Source organism: Streptomyces sp. NPDC094143 (genome assembly GCF_040303825.1).
In the GTDB taxonomy this organism is placed as follows: Bacteria; Actinomycetota; Actinomycetes; order Streptomycetales; family Streptomycetaceae; genus Streptomyces.
The window spans coordinates 1-23762 of record NZ_JBEOTZ010000050.1; the positions used below are offsets into that span (position 1 = coordinate 1).

The following is a 23762-nucleotide window of genomic DNA, read 5'->3' on the forward strand; positions in this document are numbered from 1 at the left end:
CCGATGCAGGCGGCACTGGGGTGGGCGCTGCTCGTCGGGCAGCCCTCGGGCGGGCGCATCGCAGGGCGCGCTGCCCGTGACCGCGCTGCCCGCCCGCTGCTCGGCGGCTTCACAATCGAGGAACCACCCCCACCCGGCCGCGCGACCGAGCGACTTCAGGTACGGAAGCGGCGCACCGGCCAGGTGGCCCACGCCAGCCCGGCCGCAGCCCACTCGTCCCCGGGCCACCGCAGGCAGGCGGCATCTGCCAGGTCGGCGGGGCCGGTGTCGGGTGTCCAGGCACTGCTCGCGCTCACCGAGCAAGGCGGTGGACGGTGAAGGTTCCGATCCGTCACATCTCCGGGCACCTCATCTGGTCGACGCACGGCAGCGTGTGGGCCGTTTACCGCCTGCACCCCGACCCGGACGACGCTTCAGGACAGCACCAGGAGACCGTCTCGGGCACCTACGCGCCCGCCCAGGTACGCGACGAGCAACTCGCCAAGATCACACATTTGGTCCGGTCGTTGTCCGGGGCTCCGCGACTCTTCGGGCTGTGCGCGCAGGTCGATCCCGGCGAGATCGCCCTGCGCATGATCGAAGGCGTCGAGCCGACCGAAACCGCTCCGCAGGCAGGCCCGCACCCGTGGGTGGAGAACGTCGAAGCGACCCTGGACCTGCTGGAGGGTGAGGAGATGCACCGCCGCACCCTGTGGCTGGCCGTTCCCCTGCACACCGAGACCGCTGGCCTTCAGGTCTCGGCGTTTGTGGGCACAGCATGGGCGGAGGTGGCAGCGATGCTGGGCATGCGGCCGGCGCCGGTGACCCGGCGGGAGGTGACCGCCTACCGCGAGCAGGCCTCCCACGTGGAGACCGCACTCGCCGGCGGCATCGCCTTTCGCCCCGCCCGCCCGGCGGAGATCGTGTGGATGATCCAGCACGCCCTCCACCGCGGCCTAGTCGAACCGCTGCTGACCGAGGCCGAAATCAGCGGCCTGTACGGCGGGCAGCTGCGTGAGCGGGTACTGCGCTCACCCAGCTACGCCGACCTCGGCCAGGTGCGCCTGCAGGAAGGTGGCATCGACCCTGACCTCGACGACGCCGGCAAACTCAAGAGCGCAGGAAGTGTCACCCGCTCGGGGCGCACGGCCTGGTGGCGCTTGAACACCGGCTCCCCGCTGGGACGGCGCTGGCTGCAAGTCGAATCCGAGACCGGGGTCGGCTACCAGGCGCAGCTCGCTCTCGCGGAGTGCCCGCCCGCCGTCGCCCAGGACGCCGCTGATCTGTTCGCCCAGTTGGAGATGCTGGACTTCCCCGTCGACTACACCATCGACCTTACCCTCGTGCCCGCGGAGAAGGCGCGCGAGCAGGTGCGGCGCAAGAAGAACGAACTCATCGATCAGGCCGACCAGTACGACGCCCGCCCCACCGGCATGCCCGCCTCGCTGACACAGGCCGCCCGCGACCTGGGCGAGCTGGACGCCCGCCTGTCGCGCACGTCGGTCGAGGTCGAGGTGCAGTCCGTCACCGTGCTGACGGTGTGGGGGCCGACTGCCGCTGTGTGTGACGCCCGGGCCCGGGCGCTCGCGGCGCTGCTCTCGGGCGCGGACTACCGGGCCGTGCGCCCGGCCGGCCTGCAGCAGGCTCTGTTCTTTCTGGGTCTGCCCGGCACCGCACGCAACGGTGTGGTGCGGGAGTTCACCCAGCACCAGATCTCCGAGGACTGGGCGTTGGGCGGGGCCTTCACCAGGGCGGAAGTCGGCGACCCGAACGGCATGTTCCTGGGCATCGACCTCGACTGCGGCACCACCCGCCCTGTGATGATCAACGTGGCTGATGCGCCCAAGGTCGACGCCTCCGCCTCCATGGGCATCGTCGGGGACCTGGGCGCGGGCAAAAGCGTGCTGCAAAAGCTCATCGCGGAGGCGGTGTGGGCGCGCGGCGGCTGCGCGATCTGCATCGACCGCACACCCATACGTGAGTGGGCAAGCTTTGCGCGTACCGCGGCCCAGGGCCGCGTCCAGATCATCGATGCCGCGCAGGCCGAGGTCTCTATCGACCCCTTGCGGATGTTCGAAGGCCCCGAGGGCCGCCACTACGCCCTGTCCTACCTGACCCTGCAGCTCGGCATCGGCCCGATGAGCACCAGCGGCGAGGTGCTGCACCACGCCGTCGAGCAGGCCGCTGCCGGCGATCGGCCATCCATGCACCGCGTGCTGGAGGTCCTTCAGCAGATGGCCACGAGCGAGGTGGGAATGCGGCAGGACGCGGCCGCCGGCCTCGCCGGGCTCATCCGCGTCGTGGCCACCAACCCCCTGGCCCGGATGGTGTTCGACCCCACGCTGCCGCCCGTGCAGCTGGACGCCTCCAGCGCCTGCGACATGATCGTGATCACGACAGCCGGACTGAAACTTCCGCCCAAGGCGGCCTTCGGCAATCCCGAGGTCCTGCACCAGCAGCCGCTGGAGGCGCTGATCGGGCGCGCGGCGCTCTACCTGATCGCTGCGCTCGCACGGCAAAGCGCGTTCGAGGACCCCGAAAGGTTCACCGCACTCGTGCTGGACGAGCTGTACTGGCTCACCTCGTCGGCCGAGGGCACCGCGCTGGTCCACGAGATCCTCCACGACGGCCGCAAGCACGGCGCCGGCCTGATCGCCGGATCCCACGACGCCGAAGAACTCGGCCCCGACCGGGGTCTGATGGCCTATCGGGCGCTCGCCCGCACCACCGACCGTGACCGGGCCCGGCGCGGCCTGGAGTTCGTCGGCCTGGACGCCAACGACCCGGAGCTGCTGCGCCTGGTGACCACAGGTTTGTCTCCTGTCGGTCAAAAGGGCCGGGAGGGCGAATTTCTGCTGACGTGCCCGCGGCAGAACACCGGCCGGGTCAAAGCCGTCATCCCCCGCATCGAGCGCATCGCCTCGTCCGTCACCACCACTCCAGGACGCCGCAGCACCGCTCCCGCATCCGCACCGCCTGCGCGTGCCGCCGCTGCGGATCGTCCCGGTGCCCGTCCAGAGGAACGCTTCGCATGAGCTCCTTCTCCCCCAGCCGCTCCCGGCGCATCGCCGCCGCCGCGAGCATTCTCACTGCCGTCAGCGTGCTTGCCGGCGTGCTCGTCCTGGCGCTGTCAGCGAGGCCGCCGCAGGCGTGGTGGCCACGCACCGGGCACGCCTTCGCACCCGAGGACTGCCCCGGCCCGCACCGCCCGGTCCCTGAGGGCACCAAGGAGCGCTGCGATCGCGGCGTCCCGGCCTACGCCGCACGTCGTGACACCGCAGGTGAGGTGCTGAGGCTGGTGCCCGTCGGGGCGGGCTTGGTCGCCTTGCTGATCTGGCGGCAGCGGGCCGCCAGCGGACGAGGACGGGCCGACGCCCGGCGGGGGCGAGGCTGACATGCTGCGTGCAGACCGCGGCACACTGCGCTCGGCCGGCTTCGTGCTCCTGCTCACGACCGTGTTCGTGATGGTCAACAGCACGGTCGTGTATGCGGCGAGCAGCAACAGTGACAGCAGTGACCTGCTCGCCCCGCTGAACATTCCCTCATCCGAGGGAGTGCCCATCGACGGCTACGAGCTGAACGCACAGGGCGGATCCATCGTCGCGTTCAAGACGCAGGCCTTGGCCTTTGCTCTGTCCGGGCTGTTCACTCTGCTCCGGCTCCTGGTGGGGCTCGCCGGCTGGGCCATCCAGGTCGCCTTCCGGTTTCCTCTGTTGAAGATCCTCACCGGTCCCGCGCAGAAGGTGGCCGACGCCTACAACAACATCGTCGTCGACGCCCTCGGGCTGAAAGGGCTGCTGCTGGCGTGGGCGTTCGTCTTCGCCGGTTTCATGCTCGTGCGCGGCCGCATCGGCCGCGGCCTGGGTGAGATCTTCCTGACTCTGCTGATAGCAGCGTTCGCCGCCTCCACATTCGTCCGCCCCGATTACCTCCTTGCCCAAGATGGACCGCTCGGCCAGGGCCAGGCAGTGGCTGCCGAAGTGGCCCAAGGCAGCGTCAATGCGTATGACTGGGGCGGCAAGATCGCCAGCCGCGGGCCGTGTGACGGCATGGTCGGCAACGCGGAGCGGAAGTGCCTTGAGCATGACGCTGCAGCTCCCGTGTCCGCGGAGGATGTGGCGCGGCCGTTGCAGGACTCGATCACCAACGCGCTGGTGGTCAAGCCGTACATGCTGCTGCAGTACGGGCGCGTCCTCGACCCCGGCAGGGAATCCGACCGGAAGGCCTACGCCGTCCACGTGAAATGGATCACCGGAGGCTACAAGGCCCCCGAGGAAGGCGGCACCGGGAACAGCGGCTGCGACCAGCTCGCCCCAGAAGCCCGGCCCTACTGCGAGGAGCAAAACGACAAGAAGGACAACTGCCGCCTGATCCGGGGCCCGGCCAGAGATTACTGCGAACAAGACACAGACCGCGGCAACCGCGGGCCGAGCCGCATGCGCGAACTGACCCCCGGCGGGGAACTGCTGAACACTTACCAGGCGATCGTCTCCGAGGAAGACCGCGAGTTCGACGCCTTCCTCACGGATCTACGCAAAGCCGGCGATGTGGGCAAGGCCTGCGCCGCCTACGCCGAGCAACCCACGTGGTGGCGCGTCGGCGGAGCCGCACTGCTACTGATCGCCGCCCTGTTCATCTGCGGCATGTTCCTGTCCAGCGCCATCGTCCTGCTCGGCACCCAAGGTATCTGCGCCGCGGCAGCCGCCGCAGGCGGCGTCACCTTCATCGCGGGCATGCTGCCCGGCCCGGCCCGGCAGAGTGTGTGGAAGTGGCTGTCGCTGTGGGGCATCGCGCTTCTCGCTCTGGTCGCGGTCTGCGCGTTCATTCCGTTCTTCGGGATCGCCGTCGACGCGGTCGTCACCGACGGCCCCGGCCTGATGGTCGAGCGAATCCTGTTGCTGGACGTCCTGGCCATCGCCGGTGCGGCCGCGCATCGTCGCCTGCTGACCGGTATCGCCTCCTTCGGCCGCCGCATGGCCATGCGCATGCGCTACGCCAAGGTCGGCGGCACCCACCTGCCCGGCGACACCTCCGAACTCGGCGCCGCCCTCGCCATGCACCACCCCGCCGCGCCCGGCGGCTCGGGCCGCGGACTGCGCACCTTCATCGCAGGCGGCAGTGGCCGGTTCCCTTGGCTCGGCACCCGTCGGCGACTGACGGGCGCGCTGTCCTCGCTGGCCGACGGCACAGGACTGCCGGCCGACACCAGTGGCATCCTCACCGACGCCACGGCCGAAGCCGGGCGCGGACTGGCCCCCCTCACCGCGGCCACGGCCGTGGGCGGGCTGGGAGCCCGGCTTACAGCCAAGGGCGCATACGGGCTGCTGATCGGCCGGCGGCCAGACCCGGAGCAGTTGGCCACCTGGCGCAAGCCCACCGCAGAAGGCGACCCAGGCTCTGCAGGCCCCAGTGGCTCGCCTGGTGCGCCGTCGCCGGGTACCGGCCCGGGCGGTTCAAGGCCGTGGCGTCCCGGCGGGCCCGCGGACCGGTACCGCAACGAAGCAGGACAGATCGTCGACCCCGCCACGGGTCAGGTGCTGCACGACCAGAACACCGACCGCACCCTGCTCTCCACTCGTGCCCACAACCGGCTGGTGCGGCTGCGCGGATACCGCATCCTCAACCGCGGCGGCCGGGCCGCCTACGCAGCAACCTACGGGCTTCCGGCCAGCGTCCAACGGGCCCGGGCCCGCGGATCGCACTACGCCCAAGACGCCCGCCAGCAGGTACGCGTGTGGGGCAACTCGCTGCGTGAGGATGGCCGCGCCTGGAGCGACACCACACGCCACGTGACACAGGTCCTGGCCGAGAACACCGGTGACAGCGGCGGGCCCGGCCCATTCACCGGCCGCCGCCTGCCGACCACGTCACCGTCCACCACCCGCCCCACCACAGCCCCGGGCCCGAACATCCCCCGCGACAGCGCGGTACCCACGGCGCACCGGCCGGGCGGGGAATCCGCCCCGCCTGGTGCACGCACCAGTGCACCGGCCCCAAGGGCCGGGGCGACCGCACCACCCCGGCTCACGCCACCACCACGACGGCCGCTTTCCACCGACTCACAAACCCCCCGGCACAGAGGTGAGGGCAACCAGCCCCTCCCCCACAACGACACCGGCCCGGGCGGTGGAGGTGGTCGCAGCGTGGGCCAGGCCCGGATGAGCGAGTTGATGCGCCAGGCCGCGGTGCTGCGCGACATGCGCGAGCGGTGGCAGCGCGAGGACACACCTGGTGAGGACGCATGAGCCAGCCAACGCCCCGCCGTTGGGGCCGGTGGGGATGTGTCGGGGTGCTGCTGCTGTTCGCCGCCGTCTGCTGCGCCGCACCGATAGCAGGCACGATCAACGCCTACCTGGCGGTGACGACGGGCGCCCAGGGCGAGGACGGGAATGTTGAGGGCGGCAGCGCCGCGGATATCCCGCCCCGGATGCTGACCGCCTACAAAAAGGCCGTCCAGCAGGTCGGCCGGCACGTGCCAAGGTGCCGGGGCATGCGCTGGCCGATCCTCGCCGGCATCGCCAAGGTCGAGTCCAACCACGCCATGGGCCGCACCATCGCCTCCAACGCCGACATCCGCCCAAGGATCTACGGGGTGCTCCTCAACGGCTCCGGAGCCGGTGGCAACACCACCGTCTTCCCCGACACCGACGGTGGCCGCTTCGACGGCACCGCGCACGGCGAGCGCGCCGTGGGGCCGTTTCAGTTCCTGCCCTCCACCTGGCAGAGCGTTGGTGAAGACGCGAGCGGCGATCAGGTCGCTGATCCGCACAATGGCGACGATGCCGCCCTCGGCGCCGCGATCTATCTGTGCGGCAACGGCCGCGACCTGACCAAGCGGACCCAGTTGCGGTCGGCTATCTTCCAGTACAACCGCTCTGACGCGTACGTCGCGAACGTGCTGGGCTTCATCGAGCAGTACACGGCAGCCGCCAAGGCTCCGGCCCTGAACAACGTCTCCGGCAACGTCCGCACCGTCATCGAGGCAGCCCTGGCGCAGCGTGGAGTCCCGTATTCGTGGGGCGGCGGCAGCGCCAGCGGCGCCACGTTCGGGATCTGCTGCTCGCCGAGCGGCAAGAGCGGGGCCTCCATCAAGGGTTTCGACTGCTCAGGGCTGACGACGTACGCCTTCGCCAAGGTCGGCATCCGGCTGCCGCGCGTGGCCGCCGCCCAAGCCGGCATGGGCCGGCGCATTCCCGCCCGCCTCGGCACCAGCGCACTGAGGCCGGGGGACTTGGTGTTCTATGCCTACGCCCCCGGGCGGGACTCGACGATCTACCACGTCGGCATCTACCTCGGAAATGGTCAGATGGTCAACGCTCCCCGCCCCGGCGCCGTCGTACGGCTGGACCCCGTCAGCGCCATGTCCGGCTACGCGGGAGGAGCCCGGCTGCTATGAGCACACCCACCTCCCGCGCACCCTCCTGGCTGCTGGCAGCGGCCTTGGCGCTGGCCGTGGCCGGTGTGATCCTGTTGATGCAACCGGGCATGCCCGGGACAGCACCGGTGAACACGCCGGCGGACAACCGAACGCTCAGCCGCTCGTCACCGCCCGCCGGCACGCAGACCACCCTCCCCAGCCCTCGCGCGTCGCAGACGACGACGCCCGCAGCATCCGGGCCCAGAACCGTCTCGGCCCTGCCGCCGCACGGCGACGGAGCGGCCGGCGATCGGGCCATCCAGCAGGCTTTGGAGGACGCCTGGCCCGCTGATCTGCCGCCCGAGGACGAGGCGCAGTTGCGCGCGACGGGCCGTGAGCTGCTGCGCGCGGACGCTACCGGAATCGGCCGCAGCCGATGGCCCGAGTTCTTCGGCCCGTCGGCTCGGGAGATCGCGTCGGCGTTTGCCACTGCCCGCTTCCGCGTCCAGGCCGTCATCGCCCGCCGTGACGGCGCCGCGCACCGGGCGGTGGTGCATCTGGTGTGGGCCGGCACCGACCGCGGGGGCACGCACGGCGACGGCCGCATCAGCGACCTGTACTTCGCCCGCATCATGAAGAAGGGACAGCCGACATGGGCCCCGCGGCCTCGCACCTGACGCATTCGGCCCCCGACCACAGCCCCGGCCCGGTACTCACCCTGATGTCCGGGCTGGTCGGAGCCGTCGACTGGCTGTGGGATCACTGGTATCTGGCCGCCGGTGCCATCGCCCTGCTGTTCGGGGCGGCCGAGATGGTGATGCGCCACCTGGCGGAGCGGGCCCTAACCCAGCGGATGGCCCTGGAACTTCTCCCCAGCCCGCACTTCGAGCCGGGCCTGGAGGAAATCTTCCGCCGCGGGGTCCAGCTCGCCCGCGCCTCAACGGCCATGCCCTGGTGGGCTCCCCGCAGGGCGAAGAGTGTGCAGATCCGGCTGCGCGCCGACGGCTCCACTCCGCTGCGCTATCGCATCGAAGGCCCCGCGGGCGGTGAACGGCTGTTGTCCATCACCCCCTTCGGCCCCCACGTCACCGTCCACCGGGCCCGGCCCATCGCGGATCCGCCACGCCGGCACGTGGTGCGGGCGGAGTTCCTCCTGCGCGGCAAACCCACCGCGCCTCTGCGCGAGGTTCCCCTCGATCCCGACCCGCTGCAGCCCTTGATCGATGCCGTGTCCGACCTGCGCGCCGAACTGGGCGACCTGGCCGAGGTCCGCCTCACCATCCAGCGCGCTCCCAAGTGGGCTTTGCGCGCGCGCCGGGTGCAGCTCCTGCAGGCCGCACGCCGCCAGGAACACCGGGAAGCGCAGCGCGCGGCACGCTGGATGCGCCAGGACGCCGCTGGCATGGACGACTCCCTCGTCTGGACTCTGAAAGGGCTGATCACCGGCAAGGACGGCTCACCGGGGCGGCGGCTGGTGATGCCTCCGGCGCCGCGGCGGGTGGAGGCGGAGGAGGCGTTGGGCAAGCTCGCCGACGACGATCACCTCGTGCGGGTGCAGCTGCTGGTGCTGTGCGCCTCGAACATTGAAGGCCGCGCCGAAGCGCGTCTGGCCCAGCTGCAGGCCGCCTTCGATGTGTTCGGCGGCCGCTCTAGGTGGGCCATGCGCGGCTGGCGGCTAGGGCCCTGGCGGCTGGGCGCCGACCAGTGGCCCAGCCGGCGCAGCTTCGAGCGCCGCTGGCAACTCGGGCTGTGCCGGCCGCCCCGAGCGAACTGGGTGCAGTTGCCGGAGCTGACCGGGCTGCTCAAGCCGCCCACCGTGCACTGCCGGCTGCCCCTGCTCGCCGGCGATTTACCGTCCTTTGAGTACGCCAACCCCGAGCTGCTGCTCCAGGGCATCTACCGCACACCCGACGGACGCCGGCGGCTGGTCGCCACCTATACCGCCGAGACGCTGTTCGAGTGCGCGGTGGGCAAGGCCGGCGGCGGCAAAACCGAACGCGCCCTGGCCCAGGCCATCGGATACGCCCACGCCGGTGGAGGGTTGCTGTTCCTCGACCCGCACCGTGACTCCTGGCCCCGCGCCGCCCCGTTCCTCGCCCACGACCACCTCATGCGCCGGATCGCACTGATCGATCTGAACGCCGCCGGCCCGGCATCACTCATGAGTTCGTGGAATCCCCTTGCCATGCACCACGGCGCGGCCGCGCACGATGTGGTCGAGGCCGTCACCGACGCGTTCGCCTCCATCCTCGGCTGGGACGACGCCACCGCCCCTCGGGCACTGACCATCCTCACCTCCTGCCTGACCGTGCTGGTCGCGGTCAACCAGGCCGCCTGCCAGGCCGGACGCCCCAAGGACCAGGCCACGATCTTCCACGTCCGGCCCCTACTGTCCGATGCGGGCTTTCGCCACGCGGCACTGGCCGCCACCGCACACCAGCTGGATGAGGAGTCCCGCTCCTGGTGGCGGACGGTCTTTCCCACCTTCACCCCGGACGCCTTCGCCGTCATCCTCAACCCGCTCGCCCGCCTGGCCGCCAACCCCACCACCCGCGCCTTCCTCGGCCAAGCCCTCGGCGTCTACAACAGCCGCGCCGCCATGGACAACGCAATGATCGTGTGGGTGTGCCCGGCCGGCAACGGACCCACCGACCGGCTGCTGACCGCGCTCATCGCACGCGACCTCCTGCGCGCCGTCCGCTCACGCCGCGACATACCCGAACACCAACGCCGCCCGTTCCGCCTGTACTTCGACGAACTCATCACCCTGACCGGCGCGGCCCCGGAAACCATCGCCTCCATGTTCGAGGACTTCCGCAAATACCGCGTCAGCGTGCACGGCATGACCCAACTCCTGGGCCGCCTGCCCACCCCAGTACGCATGTCGCTGACCCAGAACGCCTCCACCCTCGCCTCCACGGCAGGATCAAAGACCGCCATCACCGCGATCACCGCCGAATGGGCAGACCAGCCCAGCGCCGACGAAGTCGCCGCACTCGACCGCTACGAGCACTACATGTCGCTCACCGTCCACGGCCGCCGCATCGGACCCGTCCGCATCACCGGCCCGCACCTGGACGACGTCTTCGCCGACCAGGCGCGGCCCGGAAACGTCACCGCCCTGCAGCACGCGGCCCAGGCAAACGCCGGCGCAGCCCCACTCGACGAATTGCTTGCTGCAGCCGCCGCCCAACAGGGCCGCGTCACCAACTTCCTTACCCAGCACACAGCCACCACACGGCCACGCCTGAACAAGGACACGCAGGGATACCAATGACCCTCCCCAGCCATCCCCCACTACCTCCCCGCCGAGCACCTGGCGTCCCCGCGCCGAAGTGGGGCCGACCGTCCCGGCCTTCCCCGGCCGCCGGCACGACCCGCGCACCAGCCTGCACCGTCCCGCAGGTTCCCCAGTCTCGACCGCCCGCACGCTCCGAAGACTCCGCACCCCATGGCATGTGCACAAGGGAACACTCAGGTTCCGCTCGGTCGGTGAAGGCGGCGGCACATGCGGCAGGGCGCCCGGTCCCCGTTCCGTCGCATGACCGACCGGACACAGCCACCCTCACCGGCACGCCTTGCAACCCCATGGTTAACCGCGGCTGGTGAGTACCAGAGCCAGAAACCGCCGGCTCCTTTACGGACATCACACATCAGGGACCGTACAGCGTGGCCGAAATCATCCGCCCGAGAGGCGACACGCCGGAAGACCGATCATAAACCCTTGAGATTTGCATAGGCGAACAATAGATTGCTGTGGCAACGACCCACGGGCACCACAGTTTCCTCACGTCACAGGCCAGCAACAGGAAGGCACGTCCATGCCCCACGCAGCCGTTCACCCACCCCAAACCCCGCCGCAGGACTGCCGACCGGCCCGCACCCGCTCCATCACCCACATGAACAACGCATTCGTCTTCCACTCCCACGGCGACGACTTCGACACCGACGACTTAGACCTCGTACGCCGCCACTTCCCCGGCCGACACGTCACCCTCGACGGCGACACCATCACCGTCTGGCCCCGCCCGCAGGAGACGCGATGACCCCCATACCCCACCGTCGGCGTTCAGCCGCCTTACCGCACACCCCCCTTCTGCAGCCCCGGCCGCCTGCCACAACGCCTCGACAGTGCATAACCGCTCCCCTCACGCCCGCACACCGGATCAGCCGGCTCCCCGGCGCCTGGCTCTGTGTCACGTGGGCGCACAAGACGCTGACACTCACCCGGCGGCGTGGCAGTGCCGCTCCGGGCCGCGGAGCCGGGCGCGCCAACGGGGCTCGCATCCGCCGCCTTTTCGCGCCTCTCGTGGTTGCCGGACTGCTGGCCGGCCTCACCGCCTGCTCCGACGCACCAAACCCTCACCCGGTCGGTGCCACCCAGCAACGACCCGCAGCCAGGGCCTCCTCTTCGGCCAAAGCTCCTTCCCAGCCCTTGGCCACCCTTCACGGCCCGCGCCGCCTGAAGCTGGTCATCAGCTCCGCCCTGCGTGACGCTGGCGGGTTCGTCACCGTGCGCGGCACCCTCACCAACACCGGCACCAAGACCCAAGTCGTGCCCGCCCATCTCTCAGGCGATGAGCCCGACATCATCAAACACGGCCCCTCACTCGGCGGAGCCACCCTCATCGACTTCGCCGGAGGCAAGCGCTACTACGTGCTGCGCGACACCGAAGGCCGCCCTTTGACCACCACCGCCCTGACCATCGTCAAAGCCGGCGAGCGCCTGCCCGTCTTCATGCAGTTCCCCGCCCCACCCACCCGCACCCGGCAGGTCACCCTGCAACTCCCCCAGTTCGACACCGCCCCCCTGCCCCTCTCCCGGTGAGCATGCCCATGACGCCCACGCCCCACGGCCCGAACACGGCGCAGCGCCTCGCCGTCCTGTCGACCGTTCTCATCGCGGTCACCACCGGCATCCCGCCAGCCCACGCCGTCCATAGCAGCCCTGCCACTGCCCCCTCCTTACCCTCGCCATCACCACGCGCGACCGTCGATGCGCACGATCCCGATCTGCAACTGCCCGCATACAGACGACTGGCCAAGCCGAAAGTCCTCACCCTCGATCAGCGCAAGCTCGGCCTCACTCACATCGTCACCAACGGCACCGCCAGCCCTCCATCCCAGCCGCGGCCCTTCCCCACCCAGCGCCCAGCCCACCCTCGCGAACCCGGCCGCAGCAGCTCCGCCCCCGCAGCCCCCTCACCCACCGGCACGCACGACTTACCTCGGCCGACGGCCACCTCTGGAGCCGACGGCCGAGCCGCGCCAGCACCGGCAGCACAACAGCATCACCGGCCGCTCCTTCACACCGCACTCGGCCTTCTCGCCCTCCTGGCCGCCCTCGTCCTCGGCAGGCTCGCGCTACGCACCCGGCGGCGCGGCCACAAAGATCAGCCCAGCCCTCACACGCCCGCCGCGCCCGCAGCACAGCCGCCGACCACCCCGCCTCACGGAGCAGCACGCCTGGACAGTGCCTTGCGCACCCTGGCCCACCACGCGGGCGAGGCTGGACGGGATCTGCCGCGACTGCGGGCCGCACGTATCACCGCCGACAGCCTGGCCGTGCTGCCCGACGACGAAGCTCTCGCACCCCCGCCGCCCTTCACCCACGGCGACGACGGCTGGTGGCACCTGCCCGCCGACGCCGACCTGGGGGAAGAAGACACCGCCCACACCCTGCCCGCCCCCTACCCCGCTCTCGCCACCATCGGCACCACCACCCTCGACGGCCACGAGGCACTGCTGCTGCTCAACCTCGCCGACCCGCAGGCCGTGCTCCTCGAGGGAAACCCCACCGAAGTCGAAGAAGTCCTCACCGCGTTGACCATCGAACTCATCACCAGCCCCCGGAACAACGCCGCCGAAATCATTACCACCGGATTCGGCCAGGACCTGCCCCACTCATCACCCGGACCCCGCGCCACCTACCTGTCCCAAGCAGCCGACGCCGTGCAAGAGATGAGCGAACGGCTCCTCGAAGCCGCGCAGCTCCCCCATCCCGAACTGCGTCCTCACCTGCTGCTCAGCACCTATCCCCTGCAGGACGAGCTCGCCGCCCGCATCGCAGAACTGGCCCAGAAAGCCGCTCCCCTACCCCTGACGCTTATCGCCCCGACCGACACCGGCACGACCAGTCACTTCCCGCAGGCCACCATGATCAACGCCTCACACCAAGGACCCCAGCACCTGGACCGCCTCACCACCGGCGTGACGCTGCAGCGCCTCACCAGAAGCGATTACCTGCAGGCCATCACCACGCTCATCACCTTGCACGAGGCAGACCTGACGGAGCACGATGCGCCCTCCGTGGCGGACGACAGCGCGCCCCCTAGGGCGAACGCTGCCCCGCGCCAGCCAGCCGCCACCGCAATCACCAACGCCGCCGACCGTCCGGCACCAGCGGACACCAACCGGGGAACGCACACAGCCCGCGCAGCTTTCCCCGCCCTGCACGCCCACGGCGCCCATAGCTCAACACCCGGGACGCCGACTGCCGATCCTGCGAGCGCTTCCGACCACGAGGCGAACTTCCTCGCGCCGGCCCCCAGCATCAAGCGCCGCGGTGCAGTGGAGTCGATACCGGAAGAGCAGGCCACGACCAGCACGCACACACCAACCAGCCGGCACGACACCAGCACGACTGAAACCGGCGCACACGAGCAGGGCCCGGAGATTCGCGTCCTGGGGCCCGTGGAGGTCACCGGCGTCCACCCAAGCGGTCACGGCCCCCGGATCGCTCAACTCGCCGCGCTGCTCTACTTCAAACCCGGCCGCAGCGCGGACGAACTGTGCACCCACATGGACCCCACCACCCCCTGGACCCCCGCCACCCTCAACGCGCGCCTTCACGGTCTACGCCGCGCTCTCGGCGACGACCCACAAGGCCGCCCCTACGTACCCCGCCGCAGCGCCAGCGACACCCCCTACCGCCTCTCCCCCGCCGTGCGCTGCGACTGGACCCACTTCCACAGCCTCACCAAACACCCCCTGCATCACGCGCCCGCCGGCCTGCACGACCTCGAGCAGGCCCTCACCCTCGTGCGCGGCAAACCCTTCGGCGGCCGGCCCTTGCCCTGGGCCGACCCCCTCGCCCAGGAGATGACCACCCGAATCGTCGAAGTGGCCCACACCATCGCCGTTCACCGCACCACCCCCGGCCCCCACCACGACCTGTCCAAAGCCCGCCGGGCCATCGCCTGCGCCCTCGACGTCGACGACACCGCAGAACTCCTCTACCGCGACTGGCTCCGCCTGGAAGCAACCGCCTCCAACCGCTCCGGGATCCACACCGTCATCACCCGCCTGCAGCACCTCACCCACACCCTCAACGCACCCCTCGAACCCGAAACGGAGCAACTCATCAACGAGTTACTCCACACCACCACACCCCCACAGGCCCGCACCCCATGAAGTCCCCCACCACGCACACCACCCCAAGAACGGGCACGAGCCCAGCACACGACGCCGCGCCCACCTCGCCCGCACGCCACCCGCACCGGAAGCACACACACAAAAACCACACACCCCCCAACGCGAGAGCCGGTACTCCCCATCACAGCCAAGCGCAGCGCCGACTCATCACCACCGTCATCACCGGTGCCGTAATCCTCGCCGCAATCGGCTTCGCAGGCTCCTACACCGCCGTCCAACAACTCGCCCTCGACAAAGGATTCGGCACCTTCTCCTACCTCTTCCCCATCGGCATCGACGCCGGCATCTGCATCACCCTCGCCCTCGACCTCCTTCTCACCTGGATCCACATCCCCTTCCCCCTCCTGCGCCACACCGCCTGGCTCCTCACCACAGCCACGATCGCCTTCAACGCCGCAGCAGCCTGGCCCGACCCCCTCGGCGTTGCCATGCACGCCGTCATCCCCCTCCTGTTCGTCGTCACCGTCGAAGCCGCCCGCCACGCCATCGGCCGCATCGCTGACATCACCGCCGACACACACATCGAACCCATCCGCCCCACCCGCTGGCTTCTCGCACCAGCCCGCACATTCCTGCTCTGGCGACGCATGAAACTCTGGGAACTCCGCTCCTACCAACACGTCATCAAACTCGAGCAGGAACGCCTCATCCATCAGACGCGACTACGCATTCAGTACGGACGCCACTGGCGACGCAAAGCACCTACACAAACCCTCATACCGCTGAAACTGGCCCGCTACGGTATCCCCCTTCCACTCCCAGAACCTCCTGACTTAACAGCCGCAGACCCCGGCATCAACACCCCGCAGCAGCCTCTCGCCCCCGCACCCCACAAAACACCGACATCAGCCGCGTCAAGAAATGCCCCGCACAGTACGACGACGACCGAAGCCGTAACCACAGCACGAAATCCAAGCGAAATTCACCCCATTCAATTCAGGGCCGAATCTAGCGAAGCGCGTATATCGATGCATGAAGGCAACGGAAAATACGCTGAGCTCTCCGATGGGCTCACCGCACATACCTCCGGCCATTTGAACAGAACCGCACAACACACACAGCACGGCGAGCAAGCGGAATCTACCCGCAAGACAATCGAACCAACTCCTCACCAATCGCCAGAGCACACCAAAAACGACCGACACACGCCCACGACACCCGACCTCGACAAAGATCGCTCAGCGCACCGGTCAACACGCCCCCACCGCCAATCTCATCGTCGTGACAAGCCGGCACCCCAGCGATTCGAACAGCAATTGACGACCAAGTCAGCCACAGGAAGCAAGCAGTCCGAGACGATACCTAACGGCGGCACCGATGCCCCACCTGCACAGCCGGACCCTGCTGCCCATAGACCAACAGGCCTCAGCAAAGTCGACCACTATTACCTAGCCTGGGTCAGCTATCAAAAGGAACACGGCACAGAACCCACCGGCCAACAGCTCGCCCTCTACCTCGCCGCAAAAGGACTACGCGGACAGAACGAAAGACCGATCAGCCCAGCCACCTTACGCCGCTATCTCCTCTCCTATCGCATATACACCGTCTGGGCCGAACACCGAGCCCACAGCCCACACCCTTCCCCCGCCCAAATAATCCGCGAATGCACCACCCGAGGTATAACAGCCCAATACAATACCCCCCTTACCGCTCACCACATCACCAAAAACGCCAAGAACTTCGAACAGCGCTGGCGAACCCTCCACCCCCAGCACCCCCGCAAGACACCGAGCACCGACCTCCCCGCAAGCAGACCTCAGTCCGACGAAATCGACACGGCAGTGGCCACTGATCACGCCGTAAGCATGCCAAGCAAAACGGGCAGTCACCCATCCAAGAATTGACGGGAAAGCCGATCCTCACGCCGCATGATGACCGCGTTTGAGATCTCACACGGGAGGGTCGGTCGGTGACTCGCCTCCTGAACCGTGACCTCTCCCTTGAGGAGCTTGAGCGCGACCGCTGGTCCGTCCCATCGGACGGCGAAACCCGGCTGCTGGCGACCGCCCGTCAGCTTCGGCACAATCCGATCCGTGGGCCTTGCCTATCTCGCCGCTGGCGATAGAGGTACTCCGGACCAACCCACCTGTGTAAGGCGACATGTACGAGGGCGATCTGCCGGCTGCCATGCTCACCAGGAGCGGGCAGGTCTGGAGCGAGTCCACCGAACTCGAGCGGGAGATCCACCTACTGCTCTCGGAGGTGGTCGACGTGCCGCCTGCCCAGTGAAGCGCGAGGTAGAGGGAATCTGGCTTTGTAGCTCACCGACAGCAGCTGCCGTCGGCAAGGGGCCGACGGGTTGTCTACGGGACTTGCCGCACGGGCGGTCGTGGCCCGGGGCGCGTCGCACCACGCCCCCGGATGATCCGATGGGCCATGATGCCGATCATGGCCCATCGGATCATCTTCGCCGAGTACGCCGGGCTAGGTTCTGTCTCTTTGGTCAGCGTCGGGTCCAGATGAGGATGCCTGCGAGGTGGAGTGCAGCCTGGTAGGCGATTGCCAGTTTGTCGGTTCGTGTGGCCAGGCCGCGCCACTGCTTGAGGCGGTTGATGCACCGCTCGACGGTGTTCCGCTGCTTGTAGGCCTCGCGGTCGAAGGGCGGGCGGCCACCGAGTCGGCCTCGCCGCAGGCGGTGGCCGACTTGGTCGGACGGCTGCGGGATGACCGCGCGGATGCCCCGGCGCCGCAAGTGGCTGCGGATGGCACGTGAGGAATACGCGCGGTCGGCCAGAACGGCCACGGGCCGGGTCCGGGGCCTACCGGGGCCAGTGCGGGGCACGCGGATGCGGGACATCACCGTCTCGAAGGCGGGCGCGTCACCCGCCTGGCCTGCGGTGACGACGAAGGCGAGGGGCCGTGCGTGGCCATCTGCGGCCAGGTGGACCTTGGTGCTCAGCCCGCCGCGGGAGCGTCCGAGCGCGTGATTGGCCGGCTCGCCGCGGTGGGCCGCCCCTTTTTGAGCGCTCCGGCGGCGTGCTGGTGAGCCCGGACGACCGTGGAGTCCGCTGACACCGTCCAGTCGATGTCGTCATCGGCGTCCGCCGCCGCCGGGACGGCGGCAAGGATCATCTCCCAGGTGCCGTCGATGGCCCATCTGATCAGCCGTTTGTGGGCGGTCTGGAATGAGCCGAGCTCGTCGGGGAGGTCCCGCCATGGCGAGTTGGTGCGGTACTTCCATGCGATGGCCTCAAGCGTGCGGCGATGGTCTGCCCACCGCCTGCCGCGGGCCGGATCGGCCGGCATTAGCGGCGCGATCCGGTCCCACATCGCATCAGTGATCACTAATCGGACAGGCACATCTGATCAACTGACCAACCCATCAAAGAGACACGCGCTAGGAGCGCACGAGGCGTGCGATGGCGTCGCGGGCTTCCTTCAGCTTGAGGTCTCCGTCTTCGCCGCCTTCGGCCACGGCGGTCCGTACGCAGGTGTCCATGTGCTCATCGAGCATCTGCAGGGCGAAGGACTGCAGGGCGCGTGTGGTGGCGGAGACCTGGGTGAGGACGTCGATGCAGTAGGTGTCTTCTTCCACCATGCGCTGCAGGCCCCGGACCTGTCCTTCGATCCGGCGGAGCCGCTTGAGTACGTCATCTTTGTGGTTGCTGTAGCTGACCATCGCCTTGTCCCTCGTGTCTTGTCGCGCGTCTCGTTGTGCGAAGGCGGCTGCCCGCGTCGGCGTCTTCGCCGCCGAAGGCGGTTATCCCCGTCTGCGGCCGAACCACACAGGATACCCCCGGCCCGTATGCAGCTGGGAGTGTCTTGAATCCAGCCGAGCCGCACCGGCCCCCAGGGGTCCGCAAGGGCTTGCCGTCCCTGGTCGAGCGTCAGGTTGTGTCCGCATCGGGGTGCTGGCCCAGTGGGTCAGTGCCGGTGATTGCTGTGCTCTTCGCCGTCCTCGGGCTCCGGCGCGCCAGCGGTTTCGGCCTGGACGGTGAAGGCTGCGGTGCGGACGGTGCCCTTGTGCTGGAAGTCCAGGAAGAGGCGGTAGGTTCCGGCGCTGGGCGCGGTGGCGGTGAAGGAGATGGAGGGGCCGGGCTTGGTGGTGCCGTCGCCGGGTTCACCGTTGGGGTGGACGTGAAGGTAGGCGAGGTCGCCGGAACGCAGGGCGACCAAGTGGCCGTAGGCGCCCAGGTAGGGCTGCAGGTCGGTGACCGGGCGTCCGTCTCGGTTGACGGTGAGGGTGAGTTCGGTTGCCTTGCCGGGGCGCAGGTCGCCGTCGAGGGTGACGGTGTAGTCGTCGACGGTGATGGTGGCGGCGGGTTCGGGCAGGGCGGGGGCCTTGTAGGTGCCGGAGGCTGCGAGGTCGGCGCCCAGAGTGAGGTTGGTGGCGTCTTCGGTGGCTGGGGTGAAGTCGGCGAAGACGCGGTAGGAGCCGGCGGCGGGCAGGGTGACGGGGGTGCTCCAGGTGCCGTCGGCGGCCCGGGTGGGGTGCAGGTGCCGGTAAGTGACCAGGTCGCGTGAGGCGAGGATGAGGTGCAGTTCCTTGCCGTGCTCGCGGCGGTAGGTGGTGACCTGTCGTCCCTCCTGGTCGCGGATGGCGAAGCGGAGCTCGTTCTTGTCTCCCGCGGTAAGGCGGGAGGTTCTCAGGTCGAGGGTGTATCCGGCTTGAGAGATCTGCAGGCCTGCGGGCGTTGCGTCCGCGGGGCCGCTGTGCCCGCCGGCGCTGTGGTCGGGGGATGCGGGCCGGTTGTGCTTGGCGTGGGCTGCGGGCTCCGGGTCGGAGGTGACAGGGCCGGTGGCCGCGCCGACACCATAGGCGGCAGCGAAGGTCGCCGCGAGGGCGGCGGTGAAAGCAGTGATCTTGACGCCGGTGTTCATGATGGGCCCTTTCTCGGCGGTGTCGCCGCCCTCCTTGGCTGACACCCCTGACTATATACCCCCTAGGGGTATCCGCAAATGGTCCGCAGGCGTTTGCCAAATATACCGGGTGGGGGTATACCTAGGGCGTCAGCGGTACCCCCCTGGGGTACACCAGTGATCGCATTCTCCGGGAGGAACCATGTCCTGCTGCACCCCTGACGGCAGCTGCTCCACCAACACCGCCACGGTCGCGGCCCCCGAGGGCACCACCACCGTCTACAACGTCTCCGGGATGACGTGCGGGCACTGCAAGGCCACGCTCACCAAGGAGATCGGCGCCCTGGACGGCGTCCTGGCGGTCGACGTCGACCTGGAGAGCGGCCAGGTCGCCGTCACCAGCTCCGGCGAGCCCGACGACGCGCTGCTGGCGAAGGTCGTCGACGAGGCCGGCTACGAGCTCACCGGCCGCGCGGCCTGACAGCTCTGCTTGTCCGCCGGGCCCGCCCGCGGGCCCGGCCCCTTATCTTCCCTTCCACCCACCCAGTCCGAGGAGCAGTGATGGCTACCACGGTCCCCGACACAGCCGAGGTCGAACTCGCGATCGGCGGCATGACCTGCGCCTCGTGCGCCGCCCGGATCGAGAAGAAACTGAACCGGATGGAGGGGGTCAGCGCCACCGTCAACTACGCCACCGAGAAGGCCAAGGTCACCTTCCGCCCCGACCTCGACGTCGCGGACCTCATTGCCACGGTGGAGGCCACCGGCTACACCGCCCGCCAGCCCGAACCGTCCCCCGCGCCCGGCGCGGCCGGTGACGGTCAGGGCGGCGGGCCGGCCCAGGGAGGGGAAGGCGATGAGCTGCGGCCGCTGCGGCAGCGGCTGGTCACGGCCGTGGTGCTCGCCGTCCCGGTCATCGCGATGGCGATGGTGCCGGCCTGGCAGTTCGAGTACTGGCAGTGGCTCTCGCTCACCCTGGCCGCCCCGGTCGTCACCTATGCCGCCTGGCCCTTCCACCGGGCCGCGTTCACCAACGCGCGGCACGGCGCGGCCACCATGGACACCCTGATCTCGGTCGGCACCCTGGCGGCGTTCCTGTGGTCGCTGTGGGCGCTGTTCTTCGGCACCGCCGGCACCCCCGGCATGACCCATCCCTTCGAGCTGACCATCGCCCGCACCGACGGAGCCGGGAACATCTACCTCGAGGCTGCCGCCGGTGTGACCGCCTTCATCCTGGCCGGCCGCTACTTCGAGGCCCGTTCCAAGCGCAAGGCCGGCGCCGCCCTGCGGGCCCTGCTCCAGCTGGGCGCGAAGGATGTCACCGTCCTGCGGGAGGGCCGGGAGGAGCAGATCCCGGTGGGCGAGCTCAAGGTCGGAGACGCGTTCCTGGTCCGGCCGGGCGAGAAGATCGCCACCGACGGAACGGTCGTCGAGGGAACCTCCGCCGTCGACGCCTCGATGCTCACAGGTGAGTCCGTCCCCGTCGAGGTCGGCCCCGGCAACGCCGTCACCGGGGCGACCGTGAACGCCGGCGGCCGCCTGGTCGTGAAGGCCACCCGGGTGGGCGCCGACACCCAGCTCGCCCGCATGGTGAAGCTGGTGGAGGACGCGCAGAACGGCAAGGCCGCCGCCCAGCGGCTGGCCGACAAGATCTCCGGCGTTTTCGTCCCCGTCGTCATCGCCCTCGCCCTGGGCACTCTGGGGTTCTGGCTCGGCAACGGCGCCGGGCTGACGGCTGCGTTCACCGCCGCCGTCGCCGTCCTGATCATCGCCTGCCCCTGCGCCCTGGGCCTGGCCACCCCGACCGCGCTCATGGTCGGCACCGGGCGCGGCGCGCAGCTCGGCATCCTCATCAAGGGCCCGGAGGTGCTGGAGTCCACCCGCAAGGTCGACACCATCGTTCTGGACAAGACCGGCACGGTGACCACCGGGCGGATGACCCTGCTGGCCGTGCACACCGCCGACGGCGCCGGCGAGGCCGAGGTGCTGCGGCTGGCCGGGGCTTTGGAGCACGCCTCCGAGCACCCGATCGCACAGGCGGTGGCCGCCGGCGCTGCCGACCGGGTCGGCGCCCTGCCCGCGCCGGAGGACTTTGCCAACGTGCCCGGCCTCGGCGTGCAGGGTGTGGTCGACGGTCATGCGGTCCTGGTGGGCCGGACCAAGCTGCTCGCCGAGTGGGCCATCGAGCTGCCGGACGGCCTGGCGCGTGCCAAGGCGGACGCCGAGGCCGCGGGCCGTACCGCGATCGCGGTGGCCTGGGACGGCGAGGCGCGAGCGGTCCTCGAGGTCGCCGACGCGGTCAAGGACACCAGCGCCGAGGCCATCAGCCGGCTGCGCGCCCTGGGCCTGCGGCCGATCCTGCTCACCGGGGACAACGAGGCCGTCGCCGAGGCTGTGGCCGCCGAAGTCGGCATCGACGAGGTGATCGCCGAGGTCATGCCCGAGGACAAGGTCGACGTCGTCAAGCGCCTGCAGAGCCAGGGCCGTTCGGTCGCCATGGTCGGCGACGGCGTCAACGACGCCGCCGCGCTCGCCCAGGCCGACCTCGGGCTCGCCATGGGAACCGGCACCGACGCCGCCATCGAGGCCGGCGACCTCACCCTGGTCCGCGGCGACCTGCGTGCCGCTGCCGACGCCATCCGCCTGGCCCGAAAGACGCTCGGCACCATCAAGTCCAACCTGTTCTGGGCCTTCGCCTACAACGTCGCGGCTCTGCCGCTGGCCGCGGCCGGACTGCTCAACCCGATGATCGCCGGCGCTGCGATGGCGTTCTCCTCGGTCTTCGTGGTCGGCAACAGCCTGCGCCTGCGCGGCTTCAAGGTCGCAAGCTGACACCCGGCTGCCGCACGAGCGGTGGGGCGGACCCGACGGGCCCGCCCCACCGCTGCCCTGCTACGGCCCGCCCCCAGGGCGCACGGCCAAAGACAGAGGAGGAAGACGCATGCGCGACTTCGTCTACCGGGGCAGCGACGGCTGCCGGCTGCACGCCACGACCCTGGGGCAGGGGCCGGCGCTCATCCTGCTGCACGGCGGCGGACCGGACCGCTACAGCCTGCTGCCGCTGGCCCGTCGGCTCGAAGACGCCTTCACCGTCGTCCTGCCGGACGTGCGCGGCTACGGCCGTTCGGTGTGCACCGACCCGGACCGGCACACGTGGGCCCAGTACGCCGATGATGTCGGCGCCCTGCTGGACCATCTCGGGCTGCGGCGGGCGGCGCTGGGCGGCACGGGCTTGGGTGGCACCATCACGCTGCGAACAGCCGCCGCCCTCCCGGAACGCATCCGTGCCGCCGTCGTCATCAGCATGGAAGACATCGAGGACGACGCCGCCAAAGAGGCTGAGACCGCGATGCTTCAGGCGTTCGCCGTCCGCGTCCAGGAACAGGGCATAGCCGCGGCCTGGGAGCCCATCCTGCCGATGCTGGCCCCCGTCATCAAAGCCCTGGTGCGCGATGCCATCCCCCGCTCCGACCCGGCCAGTATCGCTGCCGCCTGCGCCATCGGCCGGGACCGGGCGTTCACACGAGTCGGCGAACTGGCCGCCATCACTGTGCCCACCCTGGTCATTCCAGGTGCCGATACACGTCATCCCGCGGCCCTGGCCGCCCAGGCAGCCCACACCCTGCCCCGCGGCCACCTCGCCGATGTGTCCCTGTCCGTCGGCCTTGAGACCGCAGCCGACCTGGCCCACGCTCTCGCACCGGCCATCTTGGACTTCCTCACCACCCACCTGACCCTGCACGCCGCAGCGCCGGACCGGCACGGCGCCGGGTGATCAGCCTCCCCCGCCCCTCCTCACGTCCAGGCGTTCTCACCGGGCGAGAAGCGGACCCACTGTGGGCAGCCCGAGAACCCCAAGAAGGTTCTGCGCTGCCGCTGAGGGGACGACGGTGGCGCAGGCCGTGAACGGTCAGCACTCCCCCGACGGCTGAGCTGCCCGAATGCCGGCCCCGCTGCGGGCCTGATCCAGCAGCGGGCACAGGTTCGGACCGGGAGGACACCTCGGTCTGCCGACTCCAGCCGGCCCGCACCTCCACGCCTGAGACGCCCTGGCCGCTGCTGACACAGCAGCGGCCAGGGCGCCCGTTTTCCGGCAGACCCAACGGAACCACACCTTTCATACCCCCTGGGGGTATGCTATGGTCTCGACTCAGATATACCCCCTAGGGGTATTTACACGTCGACCCTGGAG

The 23762-nt window shown here is 69.7% G+C and carries 18 protein-coding genes; 14 read left to right on the top strand and 4 right to left on the bottom strand.

Annotated elements, in window-relative coordinates:
- Positions 1 to 155 precede the first annotated feature (155 nt).
- On the bottom strand, positions 156 to 296 hold the full coding sequence (locus tag ABTZ58_RS35905; RefSeq protein WP_351366371.1) for a hypothetical protein: 141 nt from the start codon (positions 294 to 296) through the stop codon (positions 156 to 158).
- A gap of 18 nt (positions 297 to 314) precedes the next feature.
- Between ABTZ58_RS35905 and ABTZ58_RS35910 the strand changes: the two genes are divergently transcribed.
- The 11 genes from ABTZ58_RS35910 (at position 315) to ABTZ58_RS35960 (ending at position 16999) form a co-directional block, all read left to right on the top strand.
- The gene (locus ABTZ58_RS35910) at positions 315 to 3014 is read left to right on the top strand and encodes an ATP-binding protein (protein WP_351366374.1); all 2700 of its coding nucleotides are present in this window, start codon (positions 315 to 317) and stop codon (positions 3012 to 3014) included.
- Positions 3011 to 3373 carry a hypothetical protein gene (locus ABTZ58_RS35915; protein ID WP_351366377.1) on the top strand — a complete coding sequence of 121 codons (363 nt, stop codon included), beginning with the start codon at positions 3011 to 3013 and terminating at the stop codon, positions 3371 to 3373. The genes ABTZ58_RS35910 and ABTZ58_RS35915 overlap by 4 nt, the downstream gene beginning before the upstream one ends.
- A gap of 1 nt (position 3374) precedes the next feature.
- Positions 3375 to 6224, top strand: coding sequence for a hypothetical protein (locus ABTZ58_RS35920; protein WP_351366380.1), 2850 nt, complete (start codon positions 3375 to 3377; stop codon positions 6222 to 6224).
- Positions 6221 to 7375 (top strand): C40 family peptidase, encoded by a 1155-nt coding sequence (locus ABTZ58_RS35925; RefSeq protein ID WP_351366383.1) that lies wholly within the window; start codon positions 6221 to 6223, stop codon positions 7373 to 7375. The genes ABTZ58_RS35920 and ABTZ58_RS35925 overlap by 4 nt, the downstream gene beginning before the upstream one ends.
- On the top strand, positions 7372 to 8013 hold the full coding sequence (locus ABTZ58_RS35930; RefSeq protein WP_351366385.1) for a hypothetical protein: 642 nt from the start codon (positions 7372 to 7374) through the stop codon (positions 8011 to 8013). Before ABTZ58_RS35925 ends, ABTZ58_RS35930 begins: the two co-directional genes overlap by 4 nt.
- Positions 7989 to 10613 carry an ATP/GTP-binding protein gene (locus ABTZ58_RS35935; protein ID WP_351366388.1) on the top strand — a complete coding sequence of 875 codons (2625 nt, stop codon included), beginning with the start codon at positions 7989 to 7991 and terminating at the stop codon, positions 10611 to 10613. The genes ABTZ58_RS35930 and ABTZ58_RS35935 overlap by 25 nt, the downstream gene beginning before the upstream one ends.
- A 622-nt stretch (positions 10614 to 11235) precedes the next feature.
- Complete coding sequence (locus ABTZ58_RS35940) at positions 11236 to 11382, top strand: hypothetical protein (RefSeq protein ID WP_351366391.1); 147 nt, start codon at positions 11236 to 11238, stop codon at positions 11380 to 11382.
- 389 nt (positions 11383 to 11771) lie between these two features.
- Positions 11772 to 12164, top strand: coding sequence for a hypothetical protein (locus tag ABTZ58_RS35945; protein ID WP_351366394.1), 393 nt, complete (start codon positions 11772 to 11774; stop codon positions 12162 to 12164).
- Positions 12165 to 12814: 650 nt separating this feature from the next.
- On the top strand, positions 12815 to 14749 hold the full coding sequence (locus ABTZ58_RS35950; protein WP_351366397.1) for an AfsR/SARP family transcriptional regulator: 1935 nt from the start codon (positions 12815 to 12817) through the stop codon (positions 14747 to 14749).
- Positions 14746 to 16614, top strand: coding sequence for a DUF2637 domain-containing protein (locus tag ABTZ58_RS35955; protein WP_351366400.1), 1869 nt, complete (start codon positions 14746 to 14748; stop codon positions 16612 to 16614). The genes ABTZ58_RS35950 and ABTZ58_RS35955 overlap by 4 nt, the downstream gene beginning before the upstream one ends.
- 256 nt (positions 16615 to 16870) lie before the next feature.
- A complete protein-coding gene (locus tag ABTZ58_RS35960; RefSeq protein ID WP_351366403.1) occupies positions 16871 to 16999 on the top strand; it encodes a hypothetical protein in 129 nt (42 codons plus the stop codon).
- A gap of 214 nt (positions 17000 to 17213) precedes the next feature.
- Here the strand turns inward: ABTZ58_RS35960 and ABTZ58_RS35965 are convergent.
- The 3 genes from ABTZ58_RS35965 to ABTZ58_RS35975 all read right to left on the bottom strand — a co-directional run bounded on the left by ABTZ58_RS35965 (position 17214) and on the right by ABTZ58_RS35975 (position 19591).
- Positions 17214 to 18070 (bottom strand): IS5 family transposase gene (locus ABTZ58_RS35965; RefSeq protein ID WP_351366406.1). Its coding sequence is split into 2 segments (ribosomal slippage): positions 17214 to 17734 and positions 17734 to 18070, totalling 858 coding nucleotides; the frame shifts between segments, so codons are not numbered across the junction.
- Between the two features lie 37 nt (positions 18071 to 18107).
- Positions 18108 to 18389 (bottom strand): metal-sensitive transcriptional regulator, encoded by a 282-nt coding sequence (locus tag ABTZ58_RS35970; protein ID WP_351366409.1) that lies wholly within the window; start codon positions 18387 to 18389, stop codon positions 18108 to 18110.
- Between the two features lie 245 nt (positions 18390 to 18634).
- Positions 18635 to 19591, bottom strand: coding sequence for a DUF8832 domain-containing protein (locus ABTZ58_RS35975; RefSeq protein ID WP_351366448.1), 957 nt, complete (start codon positions 19589 to 19591; stop codon positions 18635 to 18637).
- Positions 19592 to 19772: 181 nt separating this feature from the next.
- On the opposite strand from ABTZ58_RS35975, the gene ABTZ58_RS35980 reads away from it, so the two are divergent.
- The 3 genes from ABTZ58_RS35980 (at position 19773) to ABTZ58_RS35990 (ending at position 23345) form a co-directional block, all read left to right on the top strand.
- Positions 19773 to 20051 (top strand): heavy-metal-associated domain-containing protein, encoded by a 279-nt coding sequence (locus tag ABTZ58_RS35980; RefSeq protein WP_351366412.1) that lies wholly within the window; start codon positions 19773 to 19775, stop codon positions 20049 to 20051.
- An 80-nt stretch (positions 20052 to 20131) separates the two neighbouring features.
- Complete coding sequence (locus ABTZ58_RS35985; protein ID WP_351366415.1) at positions 20132 to 22402, top strand: heavy metal translocating P-type ATPase; 2271 nt, start codon at positions 20132 to 20134, stop codon at positions 22400 to 22402.
- Between the two features lie 109 nt (positions 22403 to 22511).
- Complete coding sequence (locus ABTZ58_RS35990) at positions 22512 to 23345, top strand: alpha/beta fold hydrolase (protein WP_351366418.1); 834 nt, start codon at positions 22512 to 22514, stop codon at positions 23343 to 23345.
- Positions 23346 to 23762 lie beyond the last annotated feature (417 nt).

Bases quoted from the DNA above. Each gene is read 5' to 3' on its own strand.
- ABTZ58_RS35960 (WP_351366403.1), top strand. From the start codon at position 16,871: ATGTACGAGGGCGATCTGCCGGCTGCCATGCTCACCAGGAGCGGGCAG.
- ABTZ58_RS35990 (WP_351366418.1), top strand. From the start codon at position 22,512: ATGCGCGACTTCGTCTACCGGGGCAGCGACGGCTGCCGGCTGCACGCC.
- ABTZ58_RS35915 (WP_351366377.1), top strand. From the start codon at position 3,011: ATGAGCTCCTTCTCCCCCAGCCGCTCCCGGCGCATCGCCGCCGCCGCG.
- ABTZ58_RS35930 (WP_351366385.1), top strand. From the start codon at position 7,372: ATGAGCACACCCACCTCCCGCGCACCCTCCTGGCTGCTGGCAGCGGCC.
- ABTZ58_RS35955 (WP_351366400.1), top strand. From the start codon at position 14,746: ATGAAGTCCCCCACCACGCACACCACCCCAAGAACGGGCACGAGCCCA.
- ABTZ58_RS35975 (WP_351366448.1), bottom strand. From the start codon at position 19,591: ATGAACACCGGCGTCAAGATCACTGCTTTCACCGCCGCCCTCGCGGCG.
- ABTZ58_RS35985 (WP_351366415.1), top strand. From the start codon at position 20,132: ATGGCTACCACGGTCCCCGACACAGCCGAGGTCGAACTCGCGATCGGC.
- ABTZ58_RS35970 (WP_351366409.1), bottom strand. From the start codon at position 18,389: ATGGTCAGCTACAGCAACCACAAAGATGACGTACTCAAGCGGCTCCGC.
- ABTZ58_RS35925 (WP_351366383.1), top strand. From the start codon at position 6,221: ATGAGCCAGCCAACGCCCCGCCGTTGGGGCCGGTGGGGATGTGTCGGG.
- ABTZ58_RS35980 (WP_351366412.1), top strand. From the start codon at position 19,773: ATGTCCTGCTGCACCCCTGACGGCAGCTGCTCCACCAACACCGCCACG.
- ABTZ58_RS35935 (WP_351366388.1), top strand. From the start codon at position 7,989: ATGGGCCCCGCGGCCTCGCACCTGACGCATTCGGCCCCCGACCACAGC.
- ABTZ58_RS35920 (WP_351366380.1), top strand. From the start codon at position 3,375: ATGCTGCGTGCAGACCGCGGCACACTGCGCTCGGCCGGCTTCGTGCTC.
- ABTZ58_RS35940 (WP_351366391.1), top strand. From the start codon at position 11,236: ATGAACAACGCATTCGTCTTCCACTCCCACGGCGACGACTTCGACACC.